The sequence below is a fragment of the Flavobacterium sp. MEB061 genome, from assembly GCF_000834715.1.
GTDB classification, from domain to species: domain Bacteria; phylum Bacteroidota; class Bacteroidia; order Flavobacteriales; family Flavobacteriaceae; genus Flavobacterium; species Flavobacterium pectinovorum.
This window is the reverse complement of the sequence record NZ_JXQR01000004.1, coordinates 56,943-72,503: the sequence shown is the minus strand read 5'-3', so window position 1 is coordinate 72,503 and position 15,561 is coordinate 56,943. Positions and strand designations below refer to the sequence as shown.

General features: G+C 32.9%; 14 protein-coding genes. 8 read left to right on the top strand and 6 right to left on the bottom strand.

What is annotated here, in order from left to right:
* Positions 1–153: 153 nt before the first annotated feature.
* The 4 genes from RT99_RS01495 to RT99_RS01480 all read left to right on the top strand — a co-directional run bounded on the left by RT99_RS01495 (position 154) and on the right by RT99_RS01480 (position 4,239).
* On the top strand, positions 154–960 hold the full coding sequence (locus tag RT99_RS01495; RefSeq protein WP_042562962.1) for a LytTR family DNA-binding domain-containing protein: 807 nt from the start codon (positions 154–156) through the stop codon (positions 958–960).
* Between the two features lie 174 nt (positions 961–1,134).
* Positions 1,135–1,395, top strand: coding sequence for a hypothetical protein (locus tag RT99_RS01490; RefSeq protein WP_042562961.1), 261 nt, complete (start codon positions 1,135–1,137; stop codon positions 1,393–1,395).
* 218 nt (positions 1,396–1,613) lie between these two features.
* The gene (locus RT99_RS01485) at positions 1,614–3,551 is read left to right on the top strand and encodes an ATP-binding protein (protein ID WP_371197927.1); all 1,938 of its coding nucleotides are present in this window, start codon (positions 1,614–1,616) and stop codon (positions 3,549–3,551) included.
* Positions 3,541–4,239 (top strand): response regulator transcription factor, encoded by a 699-nt coding sequence (locus RT99_RS01480; RefSeq protein ID WP_042562959.1) that lies wholly within the window; start codon positions 3,541–3,543, stop codon positions 4,237–4,239. Before RT99_RS01485 ends, RT99_RS01480 begins: the two co-directional genes overlap by 11 nt.
* An 89-nt stretch (positions 4,240–4,328) precedes the next feature.
* Here RT99_RS01480 and thiL read toward each other — a convergent pair whose 3' ends face one another.
* Complete coding sequence (gene thiL / locus RT99_RS01475; RefSeq protein ID WP_042562958.1) at positions 4,329–5,375, bottom strand: thiamine-phosphate kinase; 1,047 nt, start codon at positions 5,373–5,375, stop codon at positions 4,329–4,331.
* 164 nt (positions 5,376–5,539) lie between these two features.
* Here thiL and RT99_RS01470 point away from each other — a divergent pair, with 164 nt between their 5' ends.
* The 3 genes from RT99_RS01470 (at position 5,540) to RT99_RS01460 (ending at position 7,900) form a co-directional block, all read left to right on the top strand.
* Positions 5,540–6,472 (top strand): 1-phosphofructokinase family hexose kinase, encoded by a 933-nt coding sequence (locus tag RT99_RS01470; RefSeq protein WP_042562957.1) that lies wholly within the window; start codon positions 5,540–5,542, stop codon positions 6,470–6,472.
* A 395-nt stretch (positions 6,473–6,867) separates the two neighbouring features.
* On the top strand, positions 6,868–7,347 hold the full coding sequence (locus tag RT99_RS01465; RefSeq protein ID WP_042562956.1) for a DinB family protein: 480 nt from the start codon (positions 6,868–6,870) through the stop codon (positions 7,345–7,347).
* Positions 7,348–7,399: 52 nt separating this feature from the next.
* On the top strand, positions 7,400–7,900 hold the full coding sequence (locus tag RT99_RS01460; protein ID WP_042562955.1) for a DinB family protein: 501 nt from the start codon (positions 7,400–7,402) through the stop codon (positions 7,898–7,900).
* A gap of 38 nt (positions 7,901–7,938) precedes the next feature.
* Here RT99_RS01460 and RT99_RS01455 read toward each other — a convergent pair whose 3' ends face one another.
* The 5 genes from RT99_RS01455 to RT99_RS01435 form a co-directional block, all read right to left on the bottom strand.
* On the bottom strand, positions 7,939–8,895 hold the full coding sequence (locus RT99_RS01455) for a YafY family protein (RefSeq protein ID WP_042562954.1): 957 nt from the start codon (positions 8,893–8,895) through the stop codon (positions 7,939–7,941).
* A 423-nt stretch (positions 8,896–9,318) separates the two neighbouring features.
* The gene (locus tag RT99_RS01450) at positions 9,319–9,933 is read right to left on the bottom strand and encodes an outer membrane beta-barrel protein (RefSeq protein ID WP_042562953.1); all 615 of its coding nucleotides are present in this window, start codon (positions 9,931–9,933) and stop codon (positions 9,319–9,321) included.
* A gap of 334 nt (positions 9,934–10,267) precedes the next feature.
* Complete coding sequence (gene lepA / locus RT99_RS01445; protein WP_042562952.1) at positions 10,268–12,064, bottom strand: translation elongation factor 4; 1,797 nt, start codon at positions 12,062–12,064, stop codon at positions 10,268–10,270.
* A 162-nt stretch (positions 12,065–12,226) separates the two neighbouring features.
* Entirely contained in the window at positions 12,227–12,961 is a 735-nt protein-coding gene (locus tag RT99_RS01440; protein WP_042562951.1) for an NUDIX domain-containing protein, read from the bottom strand.
* Positions 12,961–13,677 (bottom strand): NUDIX domain-containing protein, encoded by a 717-nt coding sequence (locus RT99_RS01435; protein WP_042562950.1) that lies wholly within the window; start codon positions 13,675–13,677, stop codon positions 12,961–12,963. Before RT99_RS01435 ends, RT99_RS01440 begins: the two co-directional genes overlap by 1 nt.
* A 390-nt stretch (positions 13,678–14,067) precedes the next feature.
* Between RT99_RS01435 and RT99_RS01430 the strand changes: the two genes are divergently transcribed.
* Positions 14,068–15,561 carry a xylulokinase gene (locus tag RT99_RS01430; protein WP_042562949.1) on the top strand — a complete coding sequence of 498 codons (1,494 nt, stop codon included), beginning with the start codon at positions 14,068–14,070 and terminating at the stop codon, positions 15,559–15,561.

Sequence of the window (15,561 nt, the reverse complement as noted above, 5' to 3'; positions counted from 1 at the left end):
AATAGGAGTTTGGGATTTTTTAATTTTGCATTGGCGTGTTTATTTCCTTATTTTAACATTTGTTTATACTTATTAACAATGAAATGTTTGATTAACAGAATTGCGTAAATTAGATGCGCATACAAAGTCTAAACACCATTTTTAAAAATAATATTGAAAAAGTATTCTTATATTATTATTGATGATAACGCCGAAGATATTTTGAAAACTCACGCGCTGGCCGAAGAGTTTTCAGAACTTACCTGTATTGCAACGGCTACAAATTATCAGGACGGATTGAATTTAGTTTTAGAACATAAGCCTTCTTTTATTTTTTTAGAAATTGATCCCAAAGAATTGTCCAGCAATTTATCGCTTTCCTTCATTAATGAATTGCATCGATATCTTACAGAAGTACCTAAAATAATTGTCACCACTTCTGCAAAAGAGCTTGCTTTTGATGCGATTCAATACAATGTTTTTGATTATATCCTGAAACCTGTTTTAGAGATTGATTTGCTTAAAATTATTTTAAAGCTGGACAAGACAACTTTAGAAGCAAATGCTGCTAAAATTAAAAATAGAATTAATACTTCAGTAATTCCAGCTTTGCAGCCTGCTCAAATTGATAAACCGCTTATTTTATGCATTAAATCATATGGCGATTATCGTTATATATCTACAGACGATATTTGTTATTTTCAAGCCGATAATAATTCTACAGATATTTATTTGAGTTCCGGCGAAATGATAACCGCTTTTAAAACCTTAAAACATTTTGAGTTTGTTTTATCGCACCCGTTTGTAAGAATTCATAATAGCTTTATTATCAATCAAAATTACATTTCCAGAATTCATAGCGGACACTCAGTTTGTTACATTAAAAATTCTCCGAAGAAAATTCCTTTCTCAAAAACCTATAAATCAAATGTTGATTTGATTATTACTAATTTTTCTGCAGGAAATTACTTAGAAGTCTAAAAACTAAGTATTTACATCGATTTGACGTTCATTGACTATCAATTGGGCATGTTTTACCATAAACTGATTTTTTCGCACAATTTTTTTATGTCGTGGTCTTAGCTTTGTCCCATGATTTGCAACCAAAGCAATCATAAGCCCCAAAAATAAATCAAAACTAAACACCTCAAAAACATGAAAAAAGCAGCTTTAACAATCGGATTATTTTCTTTAGTAGTAGTAACAACTTCATTTACGGCACCAGAAATGGCAGCAAATGCTTTAAATAAAAATACCTATTTTGAAAAATCTATTGATCCCAGAGGCGGTGCAACAGGTGGCCAAACTAAAAAAGTTGATGGACTAATGCCAACTGAAGAATCTACAGTAATAAACAATAACTTAGATTTTACAGCTGTTAATCAATCTTTAGGCTTAAACAAAAAGCAAGATTAATTTTAATTAATTTACCTGATAATATTTTAGGCTGCCAAAATTTTGGCAGCCTTATTTTTGTATGTATAGTTTTAGTATTTTTGATGAAATTGACAACGTTGAAAAGAAAATTTCACATACTATTATTTTTAATTTTTGTTTTTGGAGCTTGTTCTGAAAAAACAAATTCAGAGAAAAATATAACTTCTTCCTCAGACAGTCTTCCAACTTATCTTTCATTGGCTAATGAAGAGAAATTACCTTTAAATTTTAAGCAAGATTATAATAGAAAAGCCTTGTCTATTATATTAAATCAAAAAGATGATTCAATAAATAAAGTAAATCTTTTTAAAGTTGCCAATCGATATTACAATATGAGCGATTGGAAGGGATACACCGAAACCACCAGGTTAATTTTAGAACGATCAAAAAAATCTAATGACTCAGCTAATATTGCTAAAGCCTATTCATATTTAGGAGATTATTATGTAGTAAAATCCATTGCTGATAGTGCTTTTATGAATTACTATAAGGCTGAAAAACTTTATTTAAGGTTAAAAGATGAATATCATATTGCTAAAACGTTTTTAAATAAAGCTAGTCTTCAATATAACGAAGGTGATTTTTTTGAAAGTGAAATTAATGTATTCAAGGCTTTAAGTAGTTTAAAAAAACAAAAAAATGTAAATGATCTTTTTTATGAGAGTTATAATATTTTGGGAATATTATATAATGAAAGAGAAGAATATGACAAGGCACTCGAGTTTCAAAACAAAGCCTTATTGGTATTAGAAGATAAATCAATACCATTAGAATTTCAATATAAAGCGACTTCATTAAATAATATAGGATATGTTTATTTAAAGACATATAATTATAAAAAAGCGAAAGTTTTTTTTAAAGAAGGATTAGAACAAACCAATCTGTTTAAGGACAAACCAACCTTATATGCTATACTATTGGATAATTTGGCTTACACTAAATTTAAATTAAAAGAATCTGATCAATTGCCGGACTTGTTTTACCAATCTTTAAAGATTAGAGATAGTTTAAAGCTTAAGGCAGAAATAATAGCCACCAAAATTCATTTATCAGAGTATTTTGCTTTTAAAAAAGATACATTTAAAGCCATACAATTTTCAAAACAAGCCTTAATGCAGGCTCGTACATCAGATAAATTAATTAATACCTTAATTGCTCTTAAACAAATTGCAATTGTTGATCCAAAAAATGCTTCCATTTATTCAAAAGAATATATTCATCTTAATGATAAAATGTTGAAAGCTGAACGTAATATGGGGGAGAAATTCTCCCGCATTGAATACGAAACAAATGAAATTAAAGATCAAAACTCCAACTTGCAGGAAAAGAACAAAACCTTAGTTTATGTTTTTAGTATTTGTACTTTGGTGGGATTATTTTTCTACGTTTATAAAACTCAGCAAGCCCGTAATAGGGAATTGCTTTTTAAACAGCAGCAGCAAGTTGCCAATGAGGATATTTATAATTTGCTGATTTCTCAGCAAAATGATATCGAATTAACACGTATAAAAGAAAAGAAAAAGGTTGCTCAGGAATTGCACGACGGAGTTTTGGGCAGAATGTTTGGCATTAGAATAAGCCTTGACAGTCTGGAACAAATGGATGAAGACGAAGCATTACCGAAAAGAAGAAAATATTTGACGGAGCTTAAAAATATCGAAGAAGATATACGTGAAATTTCGCATGATTTAAATAGAGAAAAATCCGAACTAATTAATAATTTTGTCCTAATTTTAAACAAATTGTTTGAAAACCAACAAAACACTTATGATTCGGAATTGATTACTTCTATTGACCCCCAAATAAAGTGGGAATTGGTGAGTAATGCCGTAAAGATTAATTTGTACAGAATTATTCAGGAAGCACTTCAAAATTGTAATAAATATGCTAATGCAGAAAAAATTACTGTTGAATTTAAAAGTGAAATAAACTATCTGATTTTATCAATTTATGATGATGGAATTGGGTTTAATACAAAGAGAACCAAAAACGGAATAGGTTTGCATAATATTGAATACAGAGCTGCAGAATGTAAAGGAAGTATGTCAATAAAATCTGTTCAGGGAGAAGGAACCTTACTAGCTGTAAAAGTGCCAATAGATCAAAAAATTAACCTGCAAAATAATGACAATTGAACAAAACCCCCCAGTTTCTCAATTAATTAGACGTAATGTATTAATAGTTGACGATCATCCTTTTATTATTGAAGGATACAAAAATGCTATTACACGGTACAACCCTAAGAAATATGATTTTGTTATTTCGCAGGCTTATGATTGCAGATCTGCTTATGATTTAATCGAGAATGAAGCAACTCCGAATTTCGATGTTGCCTTTTTAGACATTAGTATGCCGGCTTATGAAGAAAAAGATCTTTATTCTGGTGAAGATCTGGCAAAGTTAATTCTGAAAAAAATGCCCAATTGCAGTGTTATTCTGCTTACGATGTATACAGAATTACTGAAAATTAAAACCATAATCAGAACCATCAACCCAAATGGTTTAGTAATTAAAAATGACCTTACGTTTGATGAATTGCTTTTTGCCTTTGATAAAGTAATGAAAAACGATAAATATTACAGTCAGTCAGTTCAAAAAATGCTGAATCAGTCGCCTCATAATTCCATTGAAATTGACGAATTTGACAAACAAATATTATTTCATTTATCAAAAGGAACTCCAACACACGAAATGCCACAATATATTCCGATTTCATTAAACGCAATCGAAAAACGAAAAATCAATCTGAAAGAACTATTAAAAATAAAATCCGGACTTGACGAAGAATTGGTCAAAGAAGCCAAAAGCAAAGGGCTTTTTTAGAATAAAAAATTTCAATAAAAAAATTCCAAATTCCAATTGACACTCAGTATCGTTGGAATTTGGAATTTCTATTTTGGAATTTAAAAAGTTTATTCGCTCAAAGCATCCCAGCCACGAGCTTTTAAAGGAATTTGAGTGTTTGCGCGTGTAACCAGATTTATTCCTTCGCTTTCATCAGCCATATGGCCAATGATTGAAAAGTTCGGGTTTCCTTTTATTTTATCAAAATCATTAATGTCAATCGTAAACAACAACTCATAATCTTCTCCGCCATTGATCGCAACCGTTGTGCTGTCAATATTAAATTCTTCACAAGTCGAAATAAATTGCGGATCAAGCGGTAATTTATCTTCATATAAATTACAACCCACTTTTGATTGTTTACACAAATGAATAATTTCTGAAGATAATCCATCAGAAATATCAATCATCGAAGTTGGCTTAATTTCAAGAGCATGTAATAAAGTACGAACATCTTTTCGGGCTTCCGGTTTTAATTGACGTTCCACTAAATAAGTATAAGGATCTAAATCCGGCTGACTGTTTGGATTAACCTGAAAAACCTGTTTTTCGCGCTCCAAAACCTGCAATCCCATATAAGCAGCTCCAATATCACCTGTTACAACAAGCAAATCAGTTTGTTTGGCTCCATTTCTATAAACAATTTCATCTTCATTAGCTTCACCAATAGCAGTAATACTAATAATTAATCCTTTTTGAGATGAGGTTGTATCTCCGCCAATAACATCAACTTTATATTCTTTTGCAGCGTGTGTAATGCCTTCAAATAATTCTTCCAGGGCTTCTAGTGGAAAACGATTAGAAACAGCTACAGAAACCGTTATTTGCGTTGGTTTGGCATTCATCGCACAAATATCAGACACATTTACCACGACAGCTTTGTAACCTAAGTGTTTTAATGGCATATAAGCCAAATCAAAATGTACGCCTTCAATTAATAAATCGGTAGAAATAAGTACTTTTTTATCTTTAAAATCAAGAACCGCAGCATCATCGCCTATACTTTTTAAAGTAGATTCTTGTGTAACATCAAAATTTTTGGTTAAATGTTCAATCAGGCCAAACTCGCCTAATTGCGCTAAACTGGTACGTTGCGGATTTTTATCTTCGATCATTTTTTCTAAGTTCCAATGTTTTTATGCTACAAAGGTACAATCCCGAAGCTTCGGGAGCAAAGGTTTTGGCTTATTTTAATGAGAATCACTTTGGTTACATTAATAATAGGATACTAAAATTGACATTTTTTTCGGATCTTTAAGAGAATTAAAAAATAGAAAAAATGAAATCATTTGATATAGTTACACTAACTGTAAATCCTTCTGTAGATAAAAGCACTCACTTTTCAGGCTTAATTGCAGAACAAAAAATAAGATGTAAAGACCCTCAATTTGATGCAGGCGGTGGCGGAATAAATGTTTCTAAAGCAATTTCCCGCTTGCGCGGAAATTCATTAGCCGTTTTTACAGCTGGCGGACCAGTTGGAAAAATGCTAAAAGATTTGGTTACAGAAGAAAAGATAGATTTTGAAGTAATCGAAACCAAAACAGCAACAAGAGAAAATTTTATTGCTGTTGATGATCATACAAACTCGCAATATCGTTTTGGATTTTCGGGGGATGTTTTAGAAGATTGGGAAGTTGAGAAGATTTTAGAAACGATTTCGAATTTAAAGCCAAAATTTCTGGTGGCAAGCGGAAGCTTAAATGAAGGATTGTCTGATGATTTTTATCAAAAAATAGCTGAAATAGCAAAAACATCAAACTCAAAATTAGTTGTAGATACTTCTGGCGAAGCATTAAAGAAAGTTTTAGAAACAGGAGCTTATCTCATAAAACCAAATGTTGGTGAACTGGCAAAATTAATAGGCGTTGAACGTCTGGAGATGGAAGAAGTAGACGATGCCGCTAAAAAAATCATTGCCAACGGCGGAGCAGAAATTGTAGTAGTTTCTCTTGGTCCGCAAGGAGCAGTTTTAGTCACAAAAGATAGTTGTGATTTTGTTCCGGCACCCAATGTGGCTAAAAAAAGTACCGTTGGAGCAGGAGATAGTATGGTGGGCGGAATGGTTTGGGCATTATCTCAAAATAAAAACCTGAAAGAAGTAATTCGTTGGGGTGTTGCCTGTGGATCTGCCGCAACAATGAATGAAGGCACACAATTATTTAAATTTGAAGATGCCAATCGTTTATTTGAATGGTTGAAGAATAGGTAATTTAGTTATAAGTTATTAGTTATGAATTATGAATTATGAGTTTAGTTTGGCACAGAGAATAAATAAATTTTCAATAATAATATTTAAAGAAACAGATATTTTCCACAATTTATATCGTCGATCTAAATCGTAGAGGCGCACAGCAGTGTGTCTCCCGAACAGTAACCACAATTTATTACACATCGTAAACGCAATACTAAACCCGACAGGTTTTTAAAACCTGTCGGGTTCGACATAACGGAATAAAATGAGGTTACTTTATGTAGACGCACTGCTGTGCGTCTCTACGGAAATAAAAAAATAGAAATTTTTCTATTTTTTTATTTCCTGTTGACAAACTGTTGTCACCAACCCTCAATAATTTTGAAGTATTAAATAATTAAAACTTTAAAATCATGAAAACATTAGCAGCCCAGGTAATTACTCCAGAAGATTTATTGAAACATTGGCAAGGTCACCGCGCTCTTACGCGTCGTGTAATTGAAGCTTTTCCTGAAAAAGACTTTTTTGAATTTTCTATTGCAGGAATGCGACCTTTTGCAAAATTAGCCGATGAACTTTTAGCCATTGCGGTTCCGGGTTTAAAAGGAATCGTGACTAAAGAAACAAAACCATTTGCTGAGGATTCAGAAAAATTAGTTTTTAAAGCGCAGTACCTTGAAAAATGGGACGAAGCAACTGCCGAAATTAACGAGTATTGGCAAAAACTTTCGATAGAAGATTTTAATGAAACCTTTAATCTTTTTGGTCAATATGAATTTCCGGTAATTCAGAATATTTTATATTTTATTGATAATGAAGTGCATCATCGCGGACAAGGTTATGTGTACCTAAGAGCTTTAGGAATTGAACCTCCTTTTTTCTGGGAAAGATAATTAGACAAATTTTATATTATAACTTTATTGAACAAATCTAAAATTATTGACCATGAGCTTAAAAAATATAATGTCCAATTATGCAGGTTACAATTTATGGGTAAATCAACAATTCGTGAATTGGCTTTCGCCGAAATCTGATGAACTGCTTTATGCAGAAGTACCTTCGAGTTTTTCGACTATTATGAAAACACTCGATCATATTTGGTCGACAGAAGAATATTGGTTTTCTGTTATTTCTGAAAATTCTCTATTAGAAAAGAAACCGGAAAGTGAATTGTCTAAAGAAGAAATTCTTTCAGGTTTATTAAATTCATCTAAAAAATTGGCCGACTTTATTAATTCATTGTCAGAAGAAGATTTGGTAAAAAAAGTTAAAATCATTAATCCCTGGTTTGAATGTGAGCTTCCAATTTCTGACTATTTACTTCAGGTTATTAATCATGGCACTTATCATAGAGGTCAGATTGTAACAATGGGAAGAAACATCGGAATTACAGATGCCTCAAATACAGATTATAACTTTTATAATGTTGTCAAAACTCAGCAATAAAATAAAAAACTCCCGAAGATATTTTCTCGGGAGTTTTTTTATAAAAGTCTTTTTCTGTTGACTTCTAATAATTCTAAAGCTCTAGTTTTAAGGCTTTCAGGCTCTAATATTGTGGCATAATCTCCAAACATTAAAAACCACCGAGGAAAACCATTGTCGACACTGCTGGACATAAAAGTCATTTCAATTTTCCCGTCAATTTCTTTTTCTGAAACAAAACCGTGATATTTTTTTTCGGTTACAAGATATCTTGCGATTTTCTTTTCAATCAAAATTCGGACTTTCGTCGTTGGAATTGTTTCCGCTTTATTTAAGTATGTTTCTAATGAATCATGTTCGATCGTAAAATCACAGTCTGTTTTTTTTATTGCCTGAATTCTATCGGTTCGAAATTGTCTGTAATCTTTTCGTAAATGACAATAACCCAGAAAATACCAATTATTATGGTCGTGAAAAACACCAACAGGTTCAATATTTCGCTGCGTTACTTCTTCTTTATCAAAGGTTTTATAGGATAACAAAATTTGTTTTTTCTCGGCAATACTTTCAAAAAGAACCGCCAGCGTATTAGGCGAATTGTCGTTAAACATCGGTTCTGCAGTTTGCATGACAACCCTCGATTCAATATTCGAAAGCCAGTCTTTGTCATTACTTCTCAAAACCGATTTCAATTTATACATCGCCGATGCGTAATGATTTCCCAAAGAAGGATCTGTAAATTTCTGCATCAGTTTTTCGGCAGCAATAAAACTGCTTACTTCCTCGCGCGTAAACATTACAGGCGGTAATCTGTAACCTTCCATTAAAGCATAACCAACTCCGGCTTCACTATAAATAGGAACTCCCGATGCTTCCAAAGTTCGAATATCCCTGTAAATCGTTCTCAAACTACAGTCAAAACGATCAGCCAATTCCTGAGCTTTTACAATTTTTTTAGATTGTAATTGAATCAGTATAGCGACAATTCGGTCAAATCGTTTTGGAGTTTCGTCCATTTTTTTCTTTTGAGGTTCAGAGGTTCAAAGATACAAAGGTTCAAAGTTTAAAGAAATAAAAAAGATGTTCCAAATTAGGACAGATTTATCGGTTAAAAAAATATTCGCAATTTGAAACTACATTTAAAAAAAGAACATTTTTATCCACAACGCATGTCGTAAAGACGCACAGCAGTGCGTCTACACAATCTATATCCGTTCCTCGATTAAAGGAAAGTACAACAATCCGTAAATTCATTGTCGATTTACTTTGCGGGAGACGCACTGCTGTGCGCCTCTACGATATTCTTTATGGATAATATTATTTTTCTAAAAATTGCAACAAAAAACCCGATAACGAATTATCGGGTTTTTGTTTGGATGTTTTTACATCTTCAAGATTAAATTTTAATGCTAAACTAAATGTCCGAAACTAATTAAGCATTAAAATCTGTATAACAATCCAAATTGTGGCTGATCAAATATGTTTTCAAATAAATTAATGTTCAGGTTAAAAGTATCTGATGATGGTCCGTTTTCAGGTGAGACACTGTTGTAGGATAAAACATTGGCAAGAGTAAAAGTTACCGCAATGTTTTTGGTAACAAAGTAGTTAAGACCTACAGTAAGATCAGCTGTAATACTATTATCAGTATCTTCAACTCCCAAAACTTCAGTCTTATTTCTTCCGAATCCTAAGCCTGCTTCTCCAAATGCTTTAAAACGTTTTTTGTCCAGTTCCAGAAAATAATATCTGGCAAATGCCCCAACTCCAAACACATTTGTTTTGGTGTCAGTCGCTTCTTCTTCAATGCTGGCATAATCTACTTTTGCTCCCACGGCGAATTTATCATTCAAAAAGTAACCAAATTTTGGACTAAAACCATAATAATCTTCTTCTCCGCCAGTACTAATTTTAATAGAACCTTCGAGGAACATATCACCATTTTGAAAAGTGATGCCTTTTGCCGAGTTCATTTCTTCTTCAGCTTCGACTTGTTGCGCATTTGCAAATGAAAAAGTCAACAACGATAAAATAAATAAAAATTTCGTTTTCATAATAAAAGCTTTTAATGTTTGTAAGATTAAAGTTATATTTTTTATCTTAAAACATTAATCAGTCAAAATCATATGAATTAAAATTCAAAGCTATAGAGTTAAAAATCGCATTTTTTATAAGTTTTTACTGATGCATTTTTTAGCCCTAAGAAGCTACTTTTACATGAGGTTTTGTAATTTATATATGAGGTAAAGCTATGCAGTGCTCAGTTTCTTTAATTATATTACAATAAAATCTCCAATAAAAACAAACAAAAAACCCAACAACTTTCGTCATTGGGTTCATCTATATTCTATTCTCTTTATTCTTGCTTCTTCTGTCTAAAATAAAAATCTAATCGTTAAGTTTCAAAACAGCCATAAAAGCTTCTTGCGGAATTTCAACGTTTCCAACTTGTCTCATACGTTTTTTACCTTTTTTCTGTTTTTCAAGAAGTTTACGCTTACGCGAAATATCTCCACCATAACATTTTGCGGTAACGTCTTTACGAAGTGCTTTAATCGTTTCACGAGCGATAATTTTTGCTCCAATTGCAGCCTGAATCGGAATGTCAAATTGCTGTCTCGGAATCAATTCGCGTAATTTCTCGGTCATTTTTTTACCGATGTTATAAGCATTGTCTTCGTGAATCAAAGCAGAAAGCGCATCAACTGTTTGAGCATTCAAAAGAACATCCAGTTTTACTAATTTCGAAGTTCTCATTCCGATAGGAGAGTAGTCAAAAGAAGCATAACCTTTAGAAACTGTTTTTAAACGATCATAAAAATCGAAAACAATCTCAGCAAGAGGCATGTCAAAATTCAATTCAACACGTTCTGTAGTCAAATATGTTTGGTTGGTAATTTGACCACGTTTTTCGATACATAAACTCATTACGTTTCCTACGAAATCAGCTTTTGTAATAATTGTAGCTTTAATATAAGGTTCTTCAACTCTGTCTAAACGAGAAGGTTCAGGTAAATCAGAAGGATTATTTACAACGAACGGAGTTTCAGGATCTTTTTTGGTATAAGCCAAATACGAAACGTTGGGAACTGTAGTAATTACAGTCATATCAAATTCACGCTCTAAACGTTCCTGAATAATTTCCATGTGAAGCATTCCTAAGAATCCACAACGGAAACCAAATCCTAACGCTGCAGAACTTTCAGGTGTAAAAACTAACGAAGCATCATTCAATTGCAATTTCTCCATTGAAGAACGCAAATCTTCATAATCTTCAGTATCAACAGGATAAATTCCGGCGAAAACCATTGGTTTTACATCCTCAAAACCTGTAATCATATTTGTGGTTGGCGTTTTTGCATCCGTTAAGGTATCACCAACTTTTACTTCTTTCGCTTCTTTAATTCCGGAAATTAAATATCCAACATCTCCAACAGAAATAACATTTTTCGGAACCTGATTTAATTTCAAAGTTCCAATTTCGTCAGCAAAATATTCATTTCCGGTAGCCATGAATTTAATTTTCTGTCCTTTTCTGATTTCACCATTTACAACTCTAAAAATAACTTCGATTCCACGAAACGGGTTGTAAACCGAGTCAAAAATCAAAGCCTGTAATGGTTCGTCTTTATTTCCTTTTGGAGCCGGAATTTTTTCGATAATGGCAGCCAGAATATTTTCGACACCAAAACCTGTTTTTCCCGAAGCATGAATAATATCTTCCAATTTACAACCTAATAAATCGATAATATCATCACTAACTTCTTCAGGATTGGCACTTGGTAAATCTACTTTATTCAAAACCGGAATAATTTCCAGGTCATTTTCTAAAGCAAGATATAAATTTGAAATCGTTTGTGCCTGAATACTTTGTGCAGCATCAACAATCAAAAGCGCACCTTCGCAGGCAGCAATCGAACGAGAAACTTCGTATGAAAAGTCAACGTGACCAGGAGTGTCAATTAAATTTAAAATATATTCTTCTCCCTTATAAGTATATTCCATTTGAATGGCGTGACTTTTAATGGTAATTCCACGCTCGCGCTCCAGATCCATGTTGTCAAGCAATTGTGCTTTTTCTTCACGAGCTGTAACGGTTTGTGTGGCTCCCAATAATCTGTCTGCCAATGTACTTTTACCGTGGTCAATGTGTGCAATAATGCAAAAGTTACGTATCTTCTTCATTTTATAATATCAATTCTCTATACGAGTTTAAGTAATTCCGGGTATAAATTTACTCTTGGGCAATTGCTTTAGAGCGTGTTATTAAGGGGCAAAGATAGCGCAAAGTTTTGGATTCTGGAATGAAGATCTCTGATTGTTAGAATCTGCGTTTTAAAATTACTTTTAAAATTCAAAATTAAAACCTTTTTCGGTCAGTTTCTTGTAAATTTCAGGATCAAATTTATAGAGTTTTGCCGCTCTGTGCGAGACGTCTTTTTGTTTTTCATCAAGTGCAACTAATAATTTCATGTGCAAAATTTTTCTGCGAAAGTTGGATTTGTCTAATTCAATTCCTAATATTTCTTCATAAAGATGCATTAACTGCAAAAGAGTGAATTTCTCCGGCAAAAGATTAAAACCAATTGGGGCCTGGCGAACACGATTACGCAATTGCATCAAACTAAATTCGAGAATTTCGTTGTGGTCAAAAATCAAATCCGGAATGTCCTTAATTTTATACCATTTGGCTTCAATTACAGAAATGCTGGCTTTAATATCATAATCTTCCCTATTGAGCAAAGTATAATAACCAACAGTTACAACTCTTGTACTTTTTACACGATCCGGATCCGTAAAAGCTTTTAGCTGTTCCAGATAAATGTTGTCAAGACTGGTCAATTCATATACTATTCGAAGGGCAGCATTATCAATACTTTCGTCTAAATATAAATCTCCACCCAGAAGTCCCCATTTTCCAACACTTGCTCCTCCGGCATGTTTTACCAAAAGAACTTCAAGGTTTTTTTTATCGAAAGAAAAAATAACACAGTCAATCGTGATGCCATGTATAACTGTTTTTTTATCTGCAGTTATATTGGTATTCGTTTCAGAAATATTTTGAGAAGAAGAAAAAGCCATTAAAATTCAAAGTTAAATCCTTTTTCAGTCAGTTTTTTGTAAATATCAGGATCAAACTTATACAATTTTGCGGCTCTGTGCGAGACATCTTGTTGTTTTTCATCTAAAGCAACCAATAATTTCATGTGAAGAATTTTTCGGCGAAAATTAGATTTGTCCATTTCGATTCCTAAAATTTCTTCATATAAATGCATTAATTGCAGTAAAGTAAATTTTTCAGGCAAAAGATTAAATCCAAGTGGTGCCTGGCGAACTCTGTTTTGAAGATGTTTTAAACTATAGGACAGGATTTCATTATGATCATAAATCAAATCCGGAATATTATTTATTTTATACCATTTAGCATCAGATGCTGTAAAACCTGCTTTAATATTGTAATCTTCGCGTTTTACCAAAGCATAATAACCAATCGTAATAACGCGTCGAAGCGGGAAACGATCGGGGTCGCCAAACGCTTTTAACTGCTCAAGATAAATATTATCAAGACCGGTAAGTTCATTCAACAAACGATGTGCGGCGTTATCTGTACTTTCTTTTTTATAAATCCATCCTCCGGGAAGTCCCCATTTTCCTTTACTAATCCCTTCTCCGTGCTGTACCAAAAGTACTTCTAAACTTCCTTTATCAAAACCAAATATTACACAGTCAATCGTGATTGCATTCATTGCAGTTTGTTCGTTCTTCAAAACTGAATTATCCTCTACATTTTTAACCATATGCTATTAAAATTTTGACAAATTAAATAAATAAAATGAATAATTGCCTTCGTAAAAGCTTTATATTTTTTTTAACGTAACAATTTTCTGGTAATCAGTGTCTTATTTAATTGATAATTTTTCCACTTTCAAATTCTAATTCTTAAACGTCTGATTGTCAAATTCATAATTCGTTATTTTTTTGACAATTTTTATTTCACTTTTAATTCATTTTTTGTTGTATCTGTAAAAATGAACATCAATTTATCTGAATAGCCAAAAAAAACATCTAATATTTTGTTAATATAGAAAAAATGTTTTACACTTGTAGTCAAAATAACCATAAGATAAGTTCAGTTTGACTATAAGTTTAAAAAGGACAAATCTATAACTAATTAAAAAGTACCACAAATGTTTTTTTTAGGAATTGATTTAGGAAGCTCTTCAATAAAATTATCAGTTTTCGATCCTGAGAAAGGAACGACTATTGGTGCAGTAAGCGTTCCAGATTTTGAAATGCCAATTATCGCAGAACAATTTGGCTGGGCAGAACAAGATCCGGAGTCATGGTGGCAATATGTAAAAGACGGAATTAAACAATTGGGTGCTAAATCTAATATCGATTTAAAGAAAATTGCCGGAATTGGAATTGCCTATCAAATGCATGGTTTGGTTTTAACTGATGAAAATTTGAATCCGATTCGTTCTTCGATTATATGGTGCGACAGCCGTGCTGCTCTTATTGGTGATGAAGTTTATGCTCAAATTGGTGCCGAAAACTGTCAAAAACAAATTTTAGGAAGTCCGGGAAATTTTACGGCTTCAAAACTAAAATGGGTAAAAGAGAACCAGCCAGAAATTTTCGCAAAAGCAAAATACATGATGCTTCCGGGCGATTTTATTGCTGCGAAACTTTCAAAAGTAGCTCAAATTAGTACTTCAGGATTATCAGAAGCAGCTTTATGGAATTTCTCGGAAGGGAAATTGGCAACTGAAATCCTATCTCAAATGGGATTGTCTTCGGATATCGTTCCTGAAATTGTTTCAAACTTTGGCATTCAGGCAACCATTCATTCTGAAATTGCTCAGGAATTAGGATTAAATCCGGATGCAAAAATTACGTATCGTGCAGGAGACCAACCCAATAATGCATTGTCATTAAATGTTTTAAAACCTGGTGAAATTGCTACAACAGCCGGAACATCTGCAGTTGTTTATGCCGTAAGCGATCAGGATGCTTATGACAAACAAAACAGAATCAATACTTTTTTACACGTTAACAATACAGAAACTGAAAAGAAAAATGGCGTAATGCTGTGCATCAACGGTTCTGGAATTTTATACCAATGGTTGCGTAAAATCATGTCTGTTGACAGAGCTGATTTAATTGCTTACGAAAAATTAAATGCCGAAGCTGCAAAAGTCGAGGCGGGAAGCAACGGACTTCGTTTTTACCCTTTCGGAAATGGTGTTGAACGTATTTTTAACAATAAAAATGCAACATCAGGAATTCAGAATTTAAATTTCAATATTCATCAGCCATCACATTTAGTGCGCGCGGCCTGCGAAGGAATCGTGTTTGCAATGAACTACGGTTTTGATGTTATGAAAGAAGTTGGCGTTTCCGGAACTGTGGTTCGTGCAGGAAATTCAAACTTATTTTTAAGTCCGGTTTTTAGGGAAATCTTCACTAATACCACCCAAACTACTTTAGAATTATACAATACTTCGGGAGCAGAAGGTGCTGCAAGAGGCGCCGCTTACGGATTAGGATATTACAATTCGCTTGACGAAGCTTTTTCAGGATTGCAGTGTTTAGACCGAATTGAACCCAACAAAATCCTGACTTCACAATATCAGGATTTCTATCAGGAATGGAAAAATCAAATTAAAATAGAACAATAA